This window comes from Paenibacillus sp. L3-i20 (assembly GCF_022180385.2).
In the GTDB taxonomy this organism is placed as follows: Bacteria; Bacillota; Bacilli; order Paenibacillales; family Paenibacillaceae; genus Pristimantibacillus.
The window spans coordinates 1244938-1261765 of record NZ_BQME02000002.1; the positions used below are offsets into that span (position 1 = coordinate 1244938).

The 16828-nt window shown below is 40.3% G+C and carries 17 protein-coding genes and 1 pseudogene; 4 read left to right on the forward strand and 14 right to left on the reverse strand.

Translation table 11 applies throughout. The annotated features are described in order from the left end of the window. Positions 1–437 precede the first annotated feature (437 nt). The 8 genes from MFF31_RS19280 to MFF31_RS19315 all read right to left on the reverse strand — a co-directional run bounded on the left by MFF31_RS19280 (position 438) and on the right by MFF31_RS19315 (position 8504). Positions 438–2318 (reverse strand): ABC transporter ATP-binding protein, encoded by a 1881-nt coding sequence (locus MFF31_RS19280; protein WP_238190124.1) that lies wholly within the window; start codon positions 2316–2318, stop codon positions 438–440. Continuing rightward, complete coding sequence (locus MFF31_RS19285) at positions 2315–4537, reverse strand: ABC transporter ATP-binding protein (RefSeq protein ID WP_238190126.1); 2223 nt, start codon at positions 4535–4537, stop codon at positions 2315–2317. Before MFF31_RS19285 ends, MFF31_RS19280 begins: the two co-directional genes overlap by 4 nt. An 18-nt stretch (positions 4538–4555) precedes the next feature. Continuing rightward, a complete protein-coding gene (locus MFF31_RS19290) occupies positions 4556–5038 on the reverse strand; it encodes a MarR family winged helix-turn-helix transcriptional regulator (RefSeq protein ID WP_238190128.1) in 483 nt (160 codons plus the stop codon). Positions 5039–5437: 399 nt separating this feature from the next. Then, positions 5438–5782: a hypothetical protein gene (locus MFF31_RS19295; protein WP_238190129.1), complete on the reverse strand. Its 345-nt coding sequence runs from the start codon at positions 5780–5782 to the stop codon at positions 5438–5440. A gap of 57 nt (positions 5783–5839) precedes the next feature. Continuing rightward, positions 5840–6814, reverse strand: a complete 975-nt coding sequence (locus tag MFF31_RS19300; protein WP_238190131.1) for a phosphotransferase enzyme family protein — start codon at positions 6812–6814, stop codon at positions 5840–5842. Positions 6815–6856: 42 nt separating this feature from the next. Continuing rightward, a complete protein-coding gene (locus MFF31_RS19305; protein ID WP_238190132.1) occupies positions 6857–7459 on the reverse strand; it encodes a GNAT family N-acetyltransferase in 603 nt (200 codons plus the stop codon). A 221-nt stretch (positions 7460–7680) separates the two neighbouring features. Beyond that, on the reverse strand, positions 7681–7965 hold the full coding sequence (locus tag MFF31_RS19310) for a hypothetical protein (RefSeq protein WP_248565538.1): 285 nt from the start codon (positions 7963–7965) through the stop codon (positions 7681–7683). A gap of 14 nt (positions 7966–7979) precedes the next feature. Beyond that, positions 7980–8504, reverse strand: a complete 525-nt coding sequence (locus tag MFF31_RS19315) for an alpha/beta hydrolase (protein ID WP_238190135.1) — start codon at positions 8502–8504, stop codon at positions 7980–7982. Between the two features lie 243 nt (positions 8505–8747). Between MFF31_RS19315 and MFF31_RS19320 the strand changes: the two are divergent. The 3 genes and pseudogenes from MFF31_RS19320 to MFF31_RS19330 form a co-directional block, all read left to right on the forward strand. Beyond that, a pseudogene (locus MFF31_RS19320) lies at positions 8748–8948 on the forward strand (antibiotic biosynthesis monooxygenase family protein); the annotation flags it as partial. Positions 8949–9093: 145 nt separating this feature from the next. Next, positions 9094–9465 carry a DUF3992 domain-containing protein gene (locus MFF31_RS19325; protein WP_238190136.1) on the forward strand — a complete coding sequence of 124 codons (372 nt, stop codon included), beginning with the start codon at positions 9094–9096 and terminating at the stop codon, positions 9463–9465. A gap of 39 nt (positions 9466–9504) precedes the next feature. Next, positions 9505–9840: a DUF3992 domain-containing protein gene (locus MFF31_RS19330; RefSeq protein WP_238190137.1), complete on the forward strand. Its 336-nt coding sequence runs from the start codon at positions 9505–9507 to the stop codon at positions 9838–9840. Positions 9841–9895: 55 nt separating this feature from the next. On the opposite strand, the gene MFF31_RS19335 is transcribed toward MFF31_RS19330, so the two are convergent. The 4 genes from MFF31_RS19335 to MFF31_RS19350 all read right to left on the reverse strand — a co-directional run bounded on the left by MFF31_RS19335 (position 9896) and on the right by MFF31_RS19350 (position 15328). After that, positions 9896–10510, reverse strand: a complete 615-nt coding sequence (locus tag MFF31_RS19335; protein WP_238190138.1) for an S-Ena type endospore appendage — start codon at positions 10508–10510, stop codon at positions 9896–9898. Positions 10511–10621: 111 nt separating this feature from the next. Continuing rightward, entirely contained in the window at positions 10622–12025 is a 1404-nt protein-coding gene (locus MFF31_RS19340) for a collagen-like protein (protein ID WP_238190139.1), read from the reverse strand. Positions 12026–12239: 214 nt separating this feature from the next. Beyond that, positions 12240–12860, reverse strand: coding sequence for a nitrite/sulfite reductase domain-containing protein (locus tag MFF31_RS19345; RefSeq protein ID WP_238190140.1), 621 nt, complete (start codon positions 12858–12860; stop codon positions 12240–12242). 41 nt (positions 12861–12901) lie between these two features. Beyond that, entirely contained in the window at positions 12902–15328 is a 2427-nt protein-coding gene (locus tag MFF31_RS19350; RefSeq protein WP_238190141.1) for a heavy metal translocating P-type ATPase, read from the reverse strand. A 290-nt stretch (positions 15329–15618) separates the two neighbouring features. Here MFF31_RS19350 and MFF31_RS19355 point away from each other — a divergent pair, with 290 nt between their 5' ends. Continuing rightward, positions 15619–15864: a glutaredoxin family protein gene (locus MFF31_RS19355; RefSeq protein WP_238190142.1), complete on the forward strand. Its 246-nt coding sequence runs from the start codon at positions 15619–15621 to the stop codon at positions 15862–15864. A gap of 61 nt (positions 15865–15925) precedes the next feature. On the opposite strand, the gene MFF31_RS19360 is transcribed toward MFF31_RS19355, so the two are convergent. Next, complete coding sequence (locus MFF31_RS19360; RefSeq protein WP_238190143.1) at positions 15926–16447, reverse strand: GNAT family N-acetyltransferase; 522 nt, start codon at positions 16445–16447, stop codon at positions 15926–15928. 30 nt (positions 16448–16477) lie between these two features. Further along, a complete protein-coding gene (locus MFF31_RS19365; protein WP_238190144.1) occupies positions 16478–16819 on the reverse strand; it encodes a DMT family transporter in 342 nt (113 codons plus the stop codon). Between the last annotated feature and the right edge of the window lie 9 nt (positions 16820–16828).

A 16828-nucleotide genomic window follows, 5' to 3' on the forward strand; every position in this document is an offset into this window, starting at 1 on the left:
AAGTTCTTATACAACAAAAAACACCGGGAATCCCCGGTGTATAAGGTGTTGTTATGGTGGAGCCTGGGGGGATCGAACCCCTGACCTCTTCGCTGCCAGCGAAGCGGTCTCCCAGCTGAGCTATACACCCAATAAATCAGATTGTAGGTCAGCGAAAAAGGGGCAAGCACGACTGTAATCGCCTGCAAGCCCCTCCCTACTTATCTACATGATAGTCTTCAATGTGCAGCCCTAACTTTCGCAGGTTTGCTCCTTTTTAATGTATATATGACTATATTAATGTGTAATTCACCTACACCAACGAGTATCAATCCCATTAAATACGTAGATGTCTTACCTCCACCAAACAAAACATTGTAATACAATTGTACGGAATAGACTCGTAAACGTAATGGGAACGAAAAGCTGAAAGGCATGAACATTACTTAATAGACGTATTAACCTACTTCTTCCTCGCCCTCAGAGAACTGGCTGTTGTACAAGCTTTCGTAGAAGCCATCTTGAGCTAACAACTCATCATGCGTGCCTTGCTCAATAATATCGCCATCCTTCATAACAAAAATGAGATCGGCATCGCGAATTGTCGACAGACGGTGAGCAATTACGAAGCTGGTACGTCCTTTCATTAGGTTCGCCATCGCTTTCTGAATGAGAATCTCAGTACGCGTATCAACCGAGCTTGTCGCTTCGTCCAAAATTAGAATTTGTGGATTCGATAAGATCGCACGCGCGATTGTAAGCAACTGCTTCTGGCCTTGTGACATATTGCTTGCTTCCTCGTTAAGGACCATATCATAGCCGTCTGGCAGTGTACGAATGAAATGATCCACTTGAGCAGCCTTAGCCGCTGCGTAAATCTCTTTATCAGTTGCATCGAGCTTTCCATAGCGAATATTTTCCTTAATCGTATTGTTATACAACCAAGTATCCTGTAGCACCATACCGAATAGCGATCGCAAGTCGTTGCGAGCGAAGTCACGAATATCGGTGCCATCGATCATTATTGCACCCTCTTGAATATCGTAGAATCGCATTAACAGCTTAATGATCGTTGACTTTCCAGCACCTGTTGGTCCAACAATAGCAACTTTTTGTCCTGGCTTTACGCTCGCTGTAAAGTTGTTAATAACAGACTTTTCTGGATTGTATCCAAAGTGTACATCATTAAATGTTACGGAACCTTTAACTTTAGAAATACTTACAGGTGTTGACGTATCTGCCGTTTCTTCCTCTTCAGCCAAAAATTCAAATACACGCTCAGCAGCAGCAACAGTTTGCTGCAAGACATTCGAAATATTCGCAACCTGTGCAATTGGCTGTGTGAACTGACGCATGTATTGGATAAAGGCTTGGATATCACCTACAGAGATTCTGCCATTTACAGCTAAGTAACCACCGAGAATACAGATAGCTACATATCCAATGTTACCGATAAAGCTCATAATAGGCATCATCATCCCGGACAGAAATTGTGATTTCCATGCGGATTTGTACAGCTTCTCATTATGCTCATCGAACTTCTTAATAGACTGTTCCTCACCATTAAATGCCTTCATCACCATATGGCTTCCGTACATCTCTTCGATATGTCCATTTACATGTCCGAGAGACGCTTGTTGGTCAACGAAATGCTTTTGCGACTTCTTCACTACTAACATAATTAAGATCATAGACAGTGGCAGTACGCCAAGCGCCACTAACGTCATCTGCCAGCTAATCGTGAACATCATAATCATGATCCCAATAATACTTGTTACTGAAGTAATGATTTGGGTCATACTTTGATTCAAGCTGTTGCTGATCGCATCAACGTCATTTGTTACATGAGACAGCACTTCGCCATAACTTTTTTTGTCAAAATATTTCAAAGGCAACTTATGAATCTTCTCCGAGATATCGCGTCTCAGATTATAAGTAACCTTCATCGCAACATTAGACATGATATAACCTTGAATATAAGCAAACAATGCACTAATGATATAGAGTGAAACTAGAATGATCATTATTTGACCTACAAAACCAAAGTCAATGCCGTCACCATTACCCGAAATTACATTCATGACACCTTCGAATACTTTGGTTGTCGCTTCACCGAGTATTTTGGGACCCAATATATTAAATATGGTAGATCCAATAGCAAACAGGATGACAAAGAACACTGCAATCTTATATCGGCCCAAGTAAGAAACCAGCTTCCTAAAAGTCCCCTTAAAATCCTTCGCCTTCTCACCTGGCATCATCATGCCTGGTCCACCTGGTCCGCCGCCCATCGGTCCGTTGCTTCTCGGTTTTTTAAACTTGGAGGCTTTATCGCTCATTGCAATTCCTCCTTCGAAAGCTGAGATAAAGCAATTTCTAAATATGTCGGGCTGTTCTGAAGCAGTTCTTCATGCGTACCGATTCCGACAATCTTACCTTCATCCAATACAATAATTTGCTCAGCATGGCGTATTGTATTTACCCGCTGTGCAACGATTAGAACGGTGCTGTCTCCCGTATATTTCTTCAACGCCTGTCTAAGAGCAATATCGGTCTTATAGTCAAGTGCGGAGAAGCTGTCATCAAAAATATAGATAGGTGACTTCTTCACAAGTGCGCGTGCAATCGATAAGCGTTGTTTCTGACCACCCGATACATTGGCGCCGCCTTCTGATATGTTTTTTTCAAAACCAGCCTCATCCTTGAGAATGAAGTCTGTTGCTTGGGCAATATCAGCAGCCAATTGTATTTCCTCATCAGAAGCTTCTGTTTTCCCATAGCGCAGATTGCTTGCAATCGACCCTGACATCAGTATACCCTTCTGAGGCACAAATCCGATTTGTTCATGAAGATCAAATTGTGTTACATCTTTGACATTAACTCCGTTGACTGTAATTGCACCAGAAGTAACGTCATAGAAGCGTGGTATCAAATTAATGAGCGTAGATTTCCCTGAGCCAGTTGATCCGATAAATGCTGTTGTTTCACCAGGTTTGGCTGTGAACGAAATATTCGTCAACACATCCTCAGGTGCATCCTGGTAATGAAAGCTAACATTTTGGAATTCAACTACACCCCTCTTATCGGCTTTAAATGGCTTTACTTGAGCAGGGTCTTCAATAGAAGACTTCGTTAAAAGCACTTCTGAAATACGCTGAGCAGATACCGCAGCACGCGGCACCATGATGAACATCATTGAAATCATTAGGAAGGACATAATAATCTGCATAGCATATTGCATGAAGGCCATCATATCACCGACCTGCATAGCCGATTCAGCAATCTGCTTAGCACCCACCCATACAATAAGGAGAGTAATGAGGTTCATAATGAGCATCATCGCAGGAAACATAAATACCATAACTCGGCTCACGAATAAATTGGTTTTCGTCAAATCATGATTCGCTTTATCAAAACGTTCCTTCTCAAATTGTTGTGTACTGAATGCACGAACAACTGTAAGACCGCTTAAACTTTCTCTCGAAACGAGATTTAATTTATCAATAAGCTTCTGGATGATCTTGAACTTCGGCATCGCCAAATAGAATACAACTCCAATTAACGCAATCAGCAGGCCAACTGCCAAACCGATTATCCAAGTCATGGAGTTATTTTCCCGCATAACCATGATAACGCCGCCCACCCCTAAGATTGGAGCGTAGAACAAGATGCGGATACCCATAATAATAAGGGTCTGAATCTGAGTAATATCGTTTGTTGTGCGCGTAATTAGCGATGAAGTTGAGAACTTATCAAACTCATTGTTTGAGAAGCTTTCAATTTTACTGAACACATCACGACGAAGTTTTTTGGCAACACCAGCTCCAACTCGTGCAGATAGATAACCGACACCAACCGCAGCAGCGGCTCCGCCTAAAGCAATCAGAAGCATAATTAATCCAGTCTTGATAATAAACGTGCTCTGAATCTTGCCTACATCCATTCCAAGTTCTCCGTACAACAGCTTAACAAAAGCTGTTCCCGTCTGAATCTGTATAGCAGAATCCATCCCATTAGCAGCTGCGATTGCTTCATCCAGCTTATCGGCAGGAAGCTCTTGGAATACTGGAATTAGTGCGTATAACTCATTGAAATCAATATTGGACATATCCATCTCTTTGGAAGGAGCAGCCTCGTCACTTGATGTTGAAGCTAACTGCTTCGAGACTTGGATGAAGGTTGAAGCAGCCCTGCCGAAGATTGGATTTAATTCCTCAATAGCATGGCTATCCATGACCTTCAAAATATAAACATTGTTACTTTCCAGAAGGGGATACTTATCGATCAAATTCTCTTCCCCTGCGTTGACAAGTGAGTAATGTCGCTCAACGATTGCTTTATCCTGCTCCTTCATTAAGGAAGTCATCAGCGCAAAGCCATCCTCACTGATTGCTTCTGGTACAGCACTTTCAATACCGCTCTGCTGAATGCCTGTATTAACGATGTTAGACATATATTTAGGAAGATTTAAATCCGACATCGCTTGCCCAAACAATAAGGCTATAGCTACAATGAGCATCACTGTAAAGGGTTTTAAATATTTAGCGAGTTTTACCATAACATGTTCCTTTCCTCTCTAGGACTGACGGTTTTTGATATCATCAATAATCTCGCACAGCTGATCACATAGGGTAATGAGCTGTTCTGTTTCCTCATTCCCAAGTCTTGATACAATTTCATCTGTAAAGGTTAAGAACGCTTTTTTGGCTCTCTTTAAAGCTGCTTCTCCCTCTACATCGAGCATAATATATACAACTCTTCGGTCATTTTTGGTTGTAACTCGCTTAACATAACCTTTATCTTCCATTGCATTGATCATCTGTGAAACTGACGGCATCGTAATCTGCAAGAGCTCACTAAGTTCGGACACTTTAATGCCTGGCGTAGCAGGCTGCTCCTGTTCGAGGGAATGTTCGCAATGCATTCTGCTACTAATGATCCCCAATACATGGAATTCGCGCTGTTTAACAATGTCTGCTGGTTGATGTTTTGATGATACACGTCTTATTTTTGACATGACCTCAATCAGCCGTTTACCTTGACTATGCTCCTGTTCCATGTTCCCCCTCCATTCTATATGGATTCATCCTTCAAACTAGTTAGTCAACCTATTAGTTAGATATACTTTTAGTTAGCTTACCTAAGTATGTCCACAATGTAAATATAATTTTTCACTTTTCGAGATGGAAATTATATGCTACCATAATTGATTTGTAGCCTAACCATTAACTTCAAGCGCTGTTTCCACTTGAGCTCTGACAAGTTAGACAATAGGTAAAATGTGGAGTTAAATCAATACTTTCTCAATACCGAGACACGCTCCACATGTCTGGAGTGCTACAACACAATTAAAGCAATAAAAAAAACGGCATCTCTGCCGTTTCTGATTTAAAGTATTGTGGAGCTAGGTGGAATCGAACCGTCGACTGATCGCTGCTAGCACAGTTACACCCTTGATTTAAAATAACTCAATTCCATTAATTTTGAAATAATATTTCAACAGAATACCCAGAATAAAGAAGGCTGTTACAAAACTAAAGTAATACGTTTTCCTGACCTTGAGCACCTGTAGAAGTTTCTTATTTGTAAAATACAATAACGGGAACAGAACACTTCCAATACATATAATGATCACTACTCCAGCAATGATGGAAAACCATTCTTCTTCAATCATATCTGAGCAAGGATTAATGAGACAAGTAACACCGTATATGGAAATCAATAACCATAGAAGAACATAATAAAATATATAACCGTACACAAAATTAAGAAACGAACTTATGAAATAATAGACATATTTCAATACACGCTGCACCTCGCAGTTCTATTTCTTTCACAACTTTTATATGCGTATACAAGACTATTTAAACAAATTAGCTAAAAACTTCTCATTAAGGACAGGATGGTTATTTTCTAATCGATAGCGGTAATGATTGAGTACTCTAATTAGTTCTTCACCTGCATTTTCTACATCCTCATACATATGAATAAGACTATATTCAAATAGTTCTTTTAGTTTAAAAAGCAACGGCAGCTTTTCAATCATTTCGTCTGCAATGGTGTGCTCTTCTAAATAACCCTCAAATAACAACTTCGTAATAGATTCTCCGTAATCATTTCTATTTCCCCCTCCAGCAAAAGAATATTCAAGCGCCGAATAAATAGGAACAATTAAATCGTACAAATAAAAGTGTTTTTCACAATCTTGGAAATCGATTAGCGTAATTTCAGAATGATTATTAACTAACACATTTTCGAGCCAAAGGTCTCCATGCAATAAACCATATGTATGGCGATCTTTAGATAAAAGCTGAACCTCGTTTAATATCTTTTGAGCTAGCTTTCTAATAGTAGTTTCTTCTTTAGGAATATGATCTAGAAAACGATACTCAGCATTGTCATACCAGTTAATCATATGATTTATTTCATGTTCTTGCTCATATTGAGAGGTAATTCTATGCATTCTGCCAATTTGACGACCAAGTTCTTTAAAGACATCACCCTTCCATTCTGAGCGTGACAGATGAATCCCTTTGGCTGCACCAAAAAGAACGATTGACTTCTCTTCAAAAGACTCTCCCTTTTCGACCAAGTTTCCTTGCAAAGATTTAATGATGGGAGAAATACCAACACCATGCTGCTCCAAATAGCTGAGCCAATTTATTTCTTCCAGCTGTTCTTCAAAGGATCTATAATCTGTGACACGTACATAATATTCGTTAAAATTATTACTGCAACGATACATCTCATTTGTAATTTTTTCTATATGATTAACCGTGATCGGATATTTCGCATTTATCTCTTTTAAAATGATTTGTTCGACTGCTGTTGACATTTGTGAACCCACCTTCATACTGATTCATAACACTGAACTTCGCTAATTTTTAGATGCCCAATCGTTCTTTTCTAATGTATAATAGTGATTTTCTTCGCCCTCAATCTCAATGATACCTTGAAAGTAAAATCCACATTTTTGTATGACTTTATTCGATGGTACATTACTTATAAGAGCAACAGCACTAAGTTCTTGGACGTTTGTATGTTCAAATAAATAATTGATCATTCCTCGAGAAGCTTGAGTTGTGTATCCTTTACCTCTATGATTTTTTGAAATAGCATATACGATTTCACGCTTTGGAGGTAGTAATTCGTCTTTTATCCCGGTACAGCACCAACCAATCAATTCACCATTTACTTTTGAAATAATTGCTAATCGAAGACGTAGGTTGCCAATGTCTTCACCTTTTGAAACGGCGTTGAGAAACATTTTGTTCTCTGGAATTTCAAAGTTTATAAACCACTCTTCCCGTTGATCTTTAGACACGTTCCACCCAGGCAAAAACTCATGAATTTCAGGTTGCCAGGTCAGTTCATGAAATATATCTAAATCTGAAACTAGAAATTCTCTTAAAATTACATCCTTACAGTCAATTATAAAAGTATTTTGTTCAGAGATAGAACAATAATTAATGTCCATCATACATCTCCCTCTATTAACTATACTTCTATTTATAATAACTTTCCAAAGGAACCTAAATGCAAGAAAAAATGACTATAATCATTTTCTATTTATAAACAGGTTTTCTGTAAATGAAAATTATTACGTAGCTAATGATAAATGAAAAAAGACCAATCATAAAACTCTGATTGGTCAAAAACAAGATTATACGTTTCACTAGGTCTTCTTAAGTTACAACCTTTTTAAAAATTCATCAACGTAGGCATATAATTCTTTGTATTACTTAAATGAACATTATGGTCTGGGTCTGACATTTCATAAGCAAGACAATTCCCAATCAGAGACTGCATTTTAACAAAATCATCATCCGTTACTGCCTCGTTGCCATTTGCTTTGATTAACAATACTAGACATTTTATTTCAGGTAAAATATGAAACCATTCTTCATAGTATGCAATGTTACATGCCATTGCCTGAGAACTGAACATCATCTGATAGCCATCTACCGTTTCGGTTAAACTGTTCATGAAGTATTGATAGCTCAACTCCGAATCAAACGCACCTTAATGAAACTCATTGCCTCGCTTAAGCTGGTAAATGGCAGTGGCCAATCTTTCGTCAAAGGATCGATGGTCGAGATTTGATCGGGCGGCAGCATGTTCAGTTTGGCCGGTCCTGCTGCTGATTTATCAAGGATTGCTACTGCTGTTACATACTCAGGATGCATAGCGGCCAAATATCCAGCAATTGTTCCACCCATGGAATGTCCCACGAGAATGATGGAATCTATTTTTAAATGATTTAATAGTTCAATAATGTCGCTAGACATTTCCTCAGTCGTATATTTGGCAATCGGTTTATCACTCAATCCATGTCCTCTTTGATCGGGAGCAATCACTCTGTATTGTTTGCCATAGTGTTTCATAAAATCTACCCATGTTGCCGCTCTTCCCCATCTTCCATGAAGGCAAAGAATAGTCGGCCGTTCCTCGGTTTTTGTATCAAAATAAAACATATTAATGCTCTTCAACTCAGCAATGTTTCTGTATAGCGTGACATTCTCCATACTATAGCTCCCCTACGAACCCCGAATTATTAAAACGAATATCCATTATTACACTATAGAACATGTGTTCTAATGTAAATTATTCTCAAATAACATCACCTTTGGTAAACCAGAAAGCCTGCGATTTACACGGGTTGCAAATCGTACTTATTCTCTTTTTCGTCGATCAGAATAAACGACAGTACTGATAAATCCTCAAATGAGTAAGATTGGCTACAATCAAATGGTTCGTATTATACAGTCATCTTTTCAAGTCAACGAACAACTGGAGATAACGGATATCATCTGATGGCAGAAAAAATGGATCAGCTCGCTTCTTTGCAACCTGGCTACATTGGGGTTGAAAGTGTTAGAGATTCTTGAGGGGCAGGTATTACCATTTCCTACTGGGATAGCTTAGAAGCGATTAAAAATTGGAGAAAACATGAGGCACACTTAGTTGCATCACTTTATATTACATAGGTCAAGCTTGGAACTCAGTTCCAGGCTTTTTTTGCGGAAAATTATTAAATGGTCAGGCAGATGTCCAAGCAAGCGGGTTACTGCCTGCATTTAATAGCTTAGAAATTCAATTAGGAGGTAATTGTCTATGGGTTGTAACTCAACCAGTTCAGCATTAACTTGCTGCTCAGAAAACCAATACGTTCAAGATAAAGTATGTGCACCCTGGAGTGGTACTGTTGTCGCAACTGATGTATTAGTTGTTACTTTCACGAATAACATTACTCAAAATATTGTAGGTACTGGTTATGTACAATATGATGTTGGTCCAGCAGATATCGAGCTCGACTTTCTTGATAGTGCAGGAAATCCAATAAACGCAGCACCTTTTATAATCTCTCCAGGAACAAGTTTAGCATTTACCTACCGCCGCTTTAGCGCTGTACAACTAACATTACCTGGAGCTACCGCTGGCACTTATCAAGGCGAGTTCTGCATTACTACTCGATATCCTGTCTAATAACTAACATTATAAGACAAAAAGGAGGCATAGTATTATATGTGTAATACTTCACTGAGTTGCTGCACCGATAAAATTACGGTACAAGATAAAGTTTGTACAAACTGGGCACTAGCAGCAGCAGGTACTCAAACGATATACACAGACAATATTTCGCAAATTATTAATGGAACGGGATATGTAAAATACGAGACTGGTACTGGAAATTTGACAGTAAACTTTTTCAGAACTGGAGTAGTAGCCGCAATTGAAACAATTGTAGTTCCTCCTGGAGGCAGTGCATCGTTTACTGTAGCAAGATTCAATACAATTACATTAACAACGACTGCTGCAGCTCAAGGCGAGTTCTGTATTACAGTCCGCTACAATTTGTAAATTAATTCCACAAATAATTAAGGTGGTTCTTCGATTTTCTGAAGAATCACCTTTATTAATGTTCATCCACTAATGCTGAATTGGTTTGTAATTGAAGTGTTGTTGATATTACATACTTTCCTTCGATATACGTCGACTCATTGCCTTGTGTTGGTATTTTTACAGAAGTGATACCTTGACCAATATAGTTAGTCGTACTACCTGGCGGTACATAAAGCCGTCTTCTTTCATCGCCTTTTATTAATACTTCTAACGCTTCTGTACTGTTTGAATTCAAGTAAAAGCTAACCTGTGCCACAGTTAATTTGGAATCAACATCAATCTGCCAAATCGTAAATGAAGATTGTATCCCTTGAAGGACAATTGAACCACAACAATCCTTTTCTACAACGAATTTAAATGGTGGGTTTGGCGGGACTGGTGGGCATGGACGGTGATTACAAGTTCGAACAAAGTTATGACACGGAATTGGCACCGGTATTGGTCTACGACAACGATGTTGTAGAAACGGAACAAACCGTCTCTTTTGTTTTCGTTTGATACATCTTCTTTTTTCCTTCATACATTTGGACATACGCTTACGTTTATTTTTACGACTGCTTATTGATGCAGGAACCGACTTCAATGCCAATAAGATTTCTTTTCTTAACCGTTCGCTCCTATTCAGCATACTCCCCCTCTTTCAAAACCGTACCTTCAGTTACCTATAGTAAATGAAAGTACACCGTACATGGTTATACATTTTCAACAATTATTTTGAAATTGACTAATAGCTAGCCTATCACGTCATTTGATGTACAGACCAGACAACTCCATTAACTGCCCCTGTACCTACGTTTACGGATATTGTAAGACCATTAGCTTGATAGAACAGACCAATAACATCACCAGCAGAAAGCTGAACCTCTCCTGCGAGAGTCACAACACCATTGCCGAGAACTGCTCTGAGTGTGAGAATTAACACGATGTTAACATTTAGTACAGGTAACAGTCCGCTCACCAAAATGGTAGCTGTAGGTGTTGTACGTTGGATGGCAAAATAGGGTAGTATCGCTGCCCCTAGTGACACAGCTATAGCAGCTGTAGTTGCATAGTTCACCGTAGCAGATACTGAATACCTTCCAGAGGTTGGTACTGTGTAATTGCCAGTAACTGCATTAAAGTTAGCATTTCCATAATATGGGTTAGTTGTCGACCAGTTTGTTAATTGCGTCGATGCGGATAAAGTAATTGTCGACAGAAAAGCCGAAAAACCCACTGCTAACAAGTTCGGTCCTGATGCTCCCGTCGGACCTGTTGCACCCGTTGCTCCCGTTGCTCCAGTCGGACCCGTAGCTCCCGTCGGACCCGTCACTCCCGTCACTCCCGTTGCTCCTGTCACACCCGTCGCACCCGTAACTCCCGTTGCTCCCGTCGGACCCGTCGCTCCCGTCACTCCCGTTGCTCCCGTCGGACCCGTCGCTCCCGTAACTCCCGTCGCTCCCGTCGGACCTGTCGGACCTGTCACACCCGTAACTCCTGTTGCTCCCGTCGGACCCGTCGCTCCCGTAACTCCCGTCGCTCCCGTCGCTCCCGTCGCTCCCGTCGCACCCGTAACCCCCGTCACTCCCGTCGGACCTGTTGCACCCGTTGCTCCCGTTGCTCCCGTTACACCCGTTGCTCCTGTCGGACCCGTCACACCCGTTGCTCCCGTCACTCCCGTTGCTCCCGTCGGACCCGTCGCTCCCGTCGCTCCCGTCACTCCCGTCGCACCCGTAACCCCCGTCGGACCTGTCGCACCCGTCACTCCCGTCGGACCTGTCGCACCCGTTGCTCCCGTCACTCCCGTTGCTCCCGTCACTCCCGTCGGACCTGTCGCACCCGTCGCACCCGTCACTCCCGTTGCTCCCGTGTCACCTGTCGCTCCCGTCGCTCCCGTCACACCCGTCGCACCCGTCGCACCCGTCACACCCGTCGCACCCGTCGCACCCGTCACACCCGTCGCACCCGTCACACCCGTCGCACCCGTCACACCCGTAACTCCCGTAACTCCCGTTGCTCCTGTTCCTCCGGTCACTCCCGTCGCCCCCGTAGCACCGGTCACTCCCTCGTCACAACCATTACAACTTAAACCACCCGAACAACTGCAACTATTATATGAACCTCCTGATAGATACCCTCTACGATTCGAGTTGTAAAAACCCATTTCAAAATTCCCCTTCCCAGGAAATTTACTTAAGTAAAGTCATCCTAAATATGCAATAACAATAAGGTTAGCTTTAAAAGTTTGGTTATAACTAATTAATGATTAACCAACCCAAATTGCATGTACATATGTCGTCTCAATATAAAAAGGGCAGCCTTCAATTCCCACCATCTCAGGTGGAAAAGGAAGAACTACCCTTTTCAGAAATCCTATTTTATTTGACTACATATTCTCTTAGCTCTGCAATCGTTATTCGTTCAATAAATCTAGTAAACTTCTCTTTTTTCTTCCCTTGTAATTGAAATAACTCAATTAACTTACTAACAATAGGAACTAATTGATCCTTTTGCAAGTTGGACATCAGCAGCTGTGCAAAAGTAGCCTTCAGTCCCTTTGCATCTCCACCAACATAAATATCGTACGAATCTCTCATTTTGACAACTGCAATGTCTTTCAATAACGGTTCACTAGTACCAAGTGCACAACCTGCATAACCTATCTTTAATGGACTTGGCACTTCGTGACCCGCAATCGCAGCGTCCAATACTTTTGCTACATCTAATCCCGCTTCATCTGCACCTCTGCAAAAGTTGCATGTAATTAAACTTTTCGACACAAATCCAGCCGGATGTACTTCCAAACCTACTTCCATTAATTTTTGCCTAACTTCAATTTCAAGATCCTCGTTCATCTTCACATACAACTGTTTAAAAGTTGTCAACTCTACCTTTGCATCTTCCCCTATAATTGTGCCAAGTGCAGCTAATTGTTCCGGTTTGAAAATCGTACCCCCAACACCAAAGCCTGGAGTAACAGCAAATGTTTTTACTGCCAATTTCCCCACTCTCCTAAAATGCAATTATGCACTCTTATTGATTAAACTTTCATACGTTGCAAACGGAGTGCGTTAAGGACTACAGAAACTGAGCTTAACGCCATCGCTGCACCAGCCACCCAAGGAGCTAGAAGTCCAATCGCTGCAATTGGAATACCAATCGTGTTATAAGCAAGTGCCCAGAATAAGTTTTGCTTAATGTTACTCATCGTCTTACGACTCATATATATTGCATCGGGAATACTGTTCAGATCTCCACGCATTAGCGTGATATCAGCAGCTTCCATTGCTACATCTGTACCTGTACCAACAGCCATTCCAATATCCGCCATAGCAAGAGCAGGTGCATCATTGATTCCATCACCAACCATTGCTACCTTTTTCCCTTGAGCTTGCAGCTTCTTAACTTCTTCCGCTTTTCCTTCAGGCAATACTTCAGCAAGTACATGCTCTATACCTACTTGCTTCGCAATAGCTGCTGCAGTCCGCTCATTGTCTCCAGTTATCATGATGACTTCGATACCCATATTTTTCAGACGAGTAACAGCTTCTTTAGACGTTTCTTTAATCGTATCAGCTACAGCAACAAGGCCAGCATATTGTCCGTCAATCGCAAACAACATAGCTGTTTTTCCGGCACGTTCTAATTCCGCCATTTGTTCGTAAGCATGTTCTGCAAGAACATTGTATTTCCCCATTAGTTTCCGCGTTCCAGCTAACACTTCTTTACCTTCCACAACTGCTCGGATACCATAGCCAGGTATAGCTTCAAATTGATCGGTGTTCGGTAGATGAATGCCTTTTGCTTCAATTCCACTTACAATTGCTTCTGCTAAAGGATGCTCTGAATTTTTTTCAGCTGCTCCAATGAGTCTTAGGAACGTCGTTTCATCTATTGATTCGGCTACAACATCTGTTAATTCAGGTTTACCCTTTGTTACCGTTCCTGTTTTATCGAGAATGATCGCATTAATTTTGTGAGTAGATTCCAAATGTTCGCCGCCTTTAAATAAAACACCTAACTCAGCAGCACGACCAGAACCTGCCATAATTGACGTTGGCGTCGCAAGTCCAAGAGCACAAGGACAAGCTATAACGAGAATTGCAATGGCAATTTCCAATGACTTCGCGAAATCTCCCGATGACACCAAGAAGAACCACACTAAAAATGCAACTATAGCAATTGCGACCACTATCGGTACAAAAATACCAGAGATGACATCAGCAACACGCTGGATCGGTGCTTTAGATCCTTGTGCTTCCTCCACGACCTTAATAATTTGTGCCAATGCTGTATCTCTGCCAACCTTTGTTGCTTTTACTTTCAATAATCCATTTTTATTTATAGTTGCACCAATAACGCTGTCCCCTATTTTCTTCTCAACTGGAATACTCTCGCCCGTCAACATTGATTCGTCAATTGCAGAAGACCCTTCAATAACTTCGCCATCAACAGGTACCTTACCACCTGGTTTTACAACAACAACATCACCAAGAATAACTTGCTCGATCGGAATTGTAATTTCTTGACCATCACGAATGACAAACGCTGTTTTAGCTTGAAGTCCCATTAACGTCTTAATCGCTTCAGACGTACGTCCTTTTGCTAAGCTTTCAAACAATTTACCTAAAATTACGAGTGTTATGAGAACTGCACTTGTTTCGTAGTACATTGCAACTTCATGATGAGCATTGCCTACTGTTGCCCATTGAATCGTCAAATATAGACTGTAGAAATATGCTGCTGATGTTCCAAGTGCGACTAAAACATCCATATTGGCACTTTTGTTGCGAAGTGCATTGTACGCTCCAACATAAAAGTGTTTACCTACATAAAATTGTACAGGAGTTGCTAATGCTAGCTGGAACCACGGATTCATAAATATATCTGGCATCCATATCCAAGATGTAAATGAAAAGTGGGTCACCATTGCCCAAAGAAGAGGAAATGACAAAATTGCTGAAAGTAAAAGTTTACGCTTTTGCAGTTTTAATTCCTTTTTACGTAATTCTGCCGGATCGCCTGCCTCTTGTTTCAATATCGCTTTGTAGCCAAGTTTTTCAATTCTATGCAGCATATCTTCTGGCTTTACATCTGATGATTGAAATTCAACATGTGCAGTTTCCATCGCAAAGTTTACTGTTGCAGTTGTCACACCATCCATTTTATTTAATGCTTTCTCAATCTTCATTGCACATGCGGCACAAGTCATTCCAACTAATTGTAAATCAACCACTTCTTTTGCAGTACTGTATCCGAGCTTCTGAATGCCCATTTCTAAATGCGATAGGTTCGTTACTGCTGGGTCGAACGTTACAGTAGCGCGTTCCATTGCGAAGTTAACAGTCGCGTCTTCGACACCTTCGATTTTATTCAATCCTTTTTCAATTCGAGTTGCACAAGCAGCACATGTCATTCCTAAAAGCTGTAATGTAGCTTGCTTCGTAGCTTTGCTTGTTGTGTCCATTGTCATGTCTCCTTTATTTGTAATCAATAAAAAATGATCAATAAGTTGTAACAGTGTAACTGGCCTTGATGGGCGTTTACTTTATTACCCTTCTGTAAATATAATATACCCCCGTATGGTATATGTGTCAATCAAAAATTTGGTTTTTTTTTATTCAGCTCTTATAATGATTCTCTGAATCGTATATAGTTTGTTTATAAGATGCACAACAAATAAGTCTAATACCCAAGAGTAAATGTGCATTGGTAGTGGTTTTAATCTTTACTATATTGAGATAAGGAGCATTATTCATGAAAAAAGTTGAGGTTTATACAACACCTACTTGCGAGGACTGCAAAAATTTCAAACAATTTTTAAAAGTAAATAATATCGCATATACAGATTATGATATAGCTGATCACCCAGAACACGCGGACACTCTCCGCAAAAGATCCGGCAAAAATTTAGTTCCATCTATTTTTATTGACGATAAACTATTTTTTGGCTTCGTGTTTAATCGTCAGGAAATCGAAAATTTACTACTTCCTAACGCATAAAAAATGAGCAAAAGGGAGTCCTAAACATGTTTAGGACTCCCTTTTACTTTATTAATCACAATTAATTAAAAAATGTATCTGGATATTTTAATTCCCCATTTATTGAATTGTTGCTTTTCCCTGCATTTAAGTCACACATCATAAAAACTGCATCCGGCACATCAAATTGTTTTATCTCAAATCCAAAAGCACGTGCCGGTTTAAATCCGAATTTAGGATAATAATCGGGATGACCGATTAGAAACACATATTTATAACCTAATTCAGCTGTCCTCTTTAACCCCTCATGAATAAGTTTGCTTCCTACCCCACTTTTTTGATAATTTGGCATTACTGCGATTGGAGCTAGCACGATTACCTCATAATTTTTTTCATTATCGATTACTCTCGCTTTACTTAGCAATACATGTCCTATAATCTCATCATTTTTTTCAGCAACGAGAGATAATTCCGGAATGAAGGAATCGGATGCCCTAATTTTCTCGACTAATTCAGCCTCATCATTCCTATTTTCAAAAGCAATGTAATTTAATTGAAATACGCTTTTATAATCAGCAGTACTTTCTGTTCTAATCGTAATCATAGTCTAATCACTTCTTTCTTGTTTCATTATTTATTGAGTAGTAACGCTTGATTTATTAGATGCATTAAGTAACACAACCCCTCCTACGATAAGAGCGAAGCCAGAAAGAGTTAATAAGTTAAATGGGTCATTCCATATCAGAATACCGATTACGGCAGTTAATGCAGTCCCAACTCCCGACCAAATGGCGTACGCCAAACTTAATGGAATCGTTCTAAGACAGATCGAAAGACTATAGAAAGCAACAGACATGCCTATAACGACACCTATGGACGGCAATAAAACAGTAAATCCCTCTGACATCTTAAGCATCGTTGTTCCAAATACTTCGAATAGGATAGAAACTGTCAATGCAATATATCCTTTATTCATATGATCACC

Bases quoted from the DNA above. Each gene is read 5' to 3' on its own strand.
- MFF31_RS19340 (WP_238190139.1), bottom strand. From the start codon at position 12,025: ATGGGTTTTTACAACTCGAATCGTAGAGGGTATCTATCAGGAGGTTCA.
- MFF31_RS19355 (WP_238190142.1), top strand. From the start codon at position 15,619: ATGAAAAAAGTTGAGGTTTATACAACACCTACTTGCGAGGACTGCAAA.
- MFF31_RS19315 (WP_238190135.1), bottom strand. From the start codon at position 8,504: ATGGAGAATGTCACGCTATACAGAAACATTGCTGAGTTGAAGAGCATT.
- MFF31_RS19280 (WP_238190124.1), bottom strand. From the start codon at position 2,318: ATGAGCGATAAAGCCTCCAAGTTTAAAAAACCGAGAAGCAACGGACCG.
- MFF31_RS19305 (WP_238190132.1), bottom strand. From the start codon at position 7,459: ATGATGGACATTAATTATTGTTCTATCTCTGAACAAAATACTTTTATA.
- MFF31_RS19360 (WP_238190143.1), bottom strand. From the start codon at position 16,447: ATGATTACGATTAGAACAGAAAGTACTGCTGATTATAAAAGCGTATTT.
- MFF31_RS19350 (WP_238190141.1), bottom strand. From the start codon at position 15,328: ATGGACACAACAAGCAAAGCTACGAAGCAAGCTACATTACAGCTTTTA.
- MFF31_RS19325 (WP_238190136.1), top strand. From the start codon at position 9,094: ATGGGTTGTAACTCAACCAGTTCAGCATTAACTTGCTGCTCAGAAAAC.
- MFF31_RS19365 (WP_238190144.1), bottom strand. From the start codon at position 16,819: ATGAATAAAGGATATATTGCATTGACAGTTTCTATCCTATTCGAAGTA.
- MFF31_RS19310 (WP_248565538.1), bottom strand. From the start codon at position 7,965: ATGAACAGTTTAACCGAAACGGTAGATGGCTATCAGATGATGTTCAGT.
- MFF31_RS19285 (WP_238190126.1), bottom strand. From the start codon at position 4,537: ATGGTAAAACTCGCTAAATATTTAAAACCCTTTACAGTGATGCTCATT.
- MFF31_RS19300 (WP_238190131.1), bottom strand. From the start codon at position 6,814: ATGTCAACAGCAGTCGAACAAATCATTTTAAAAGAGATAAATGCGAAA.
- MFF31_RS19335 (WP_238190138.1), bottom strand. From the start codon at position 10,510: ATGCTGAATAGGAGCGAACGGTTAAGAAAAGAAATCTTATTGGCATTG.
- MFF31_RS19290 (WP_238190128.1), bottom strand. From the start codon at position 5,038: ATGGAACAGGAGCATAGTCAAGGTAAACGGCTGATTGAGGTCATGTCA.
- MFF31_RS19330 (WP_238190137.1), top strand. From the start codon at position 9,505: ATGTGTAATACTTCACTGAGTTGCTGCACCGATAAAATTACGGTACAA.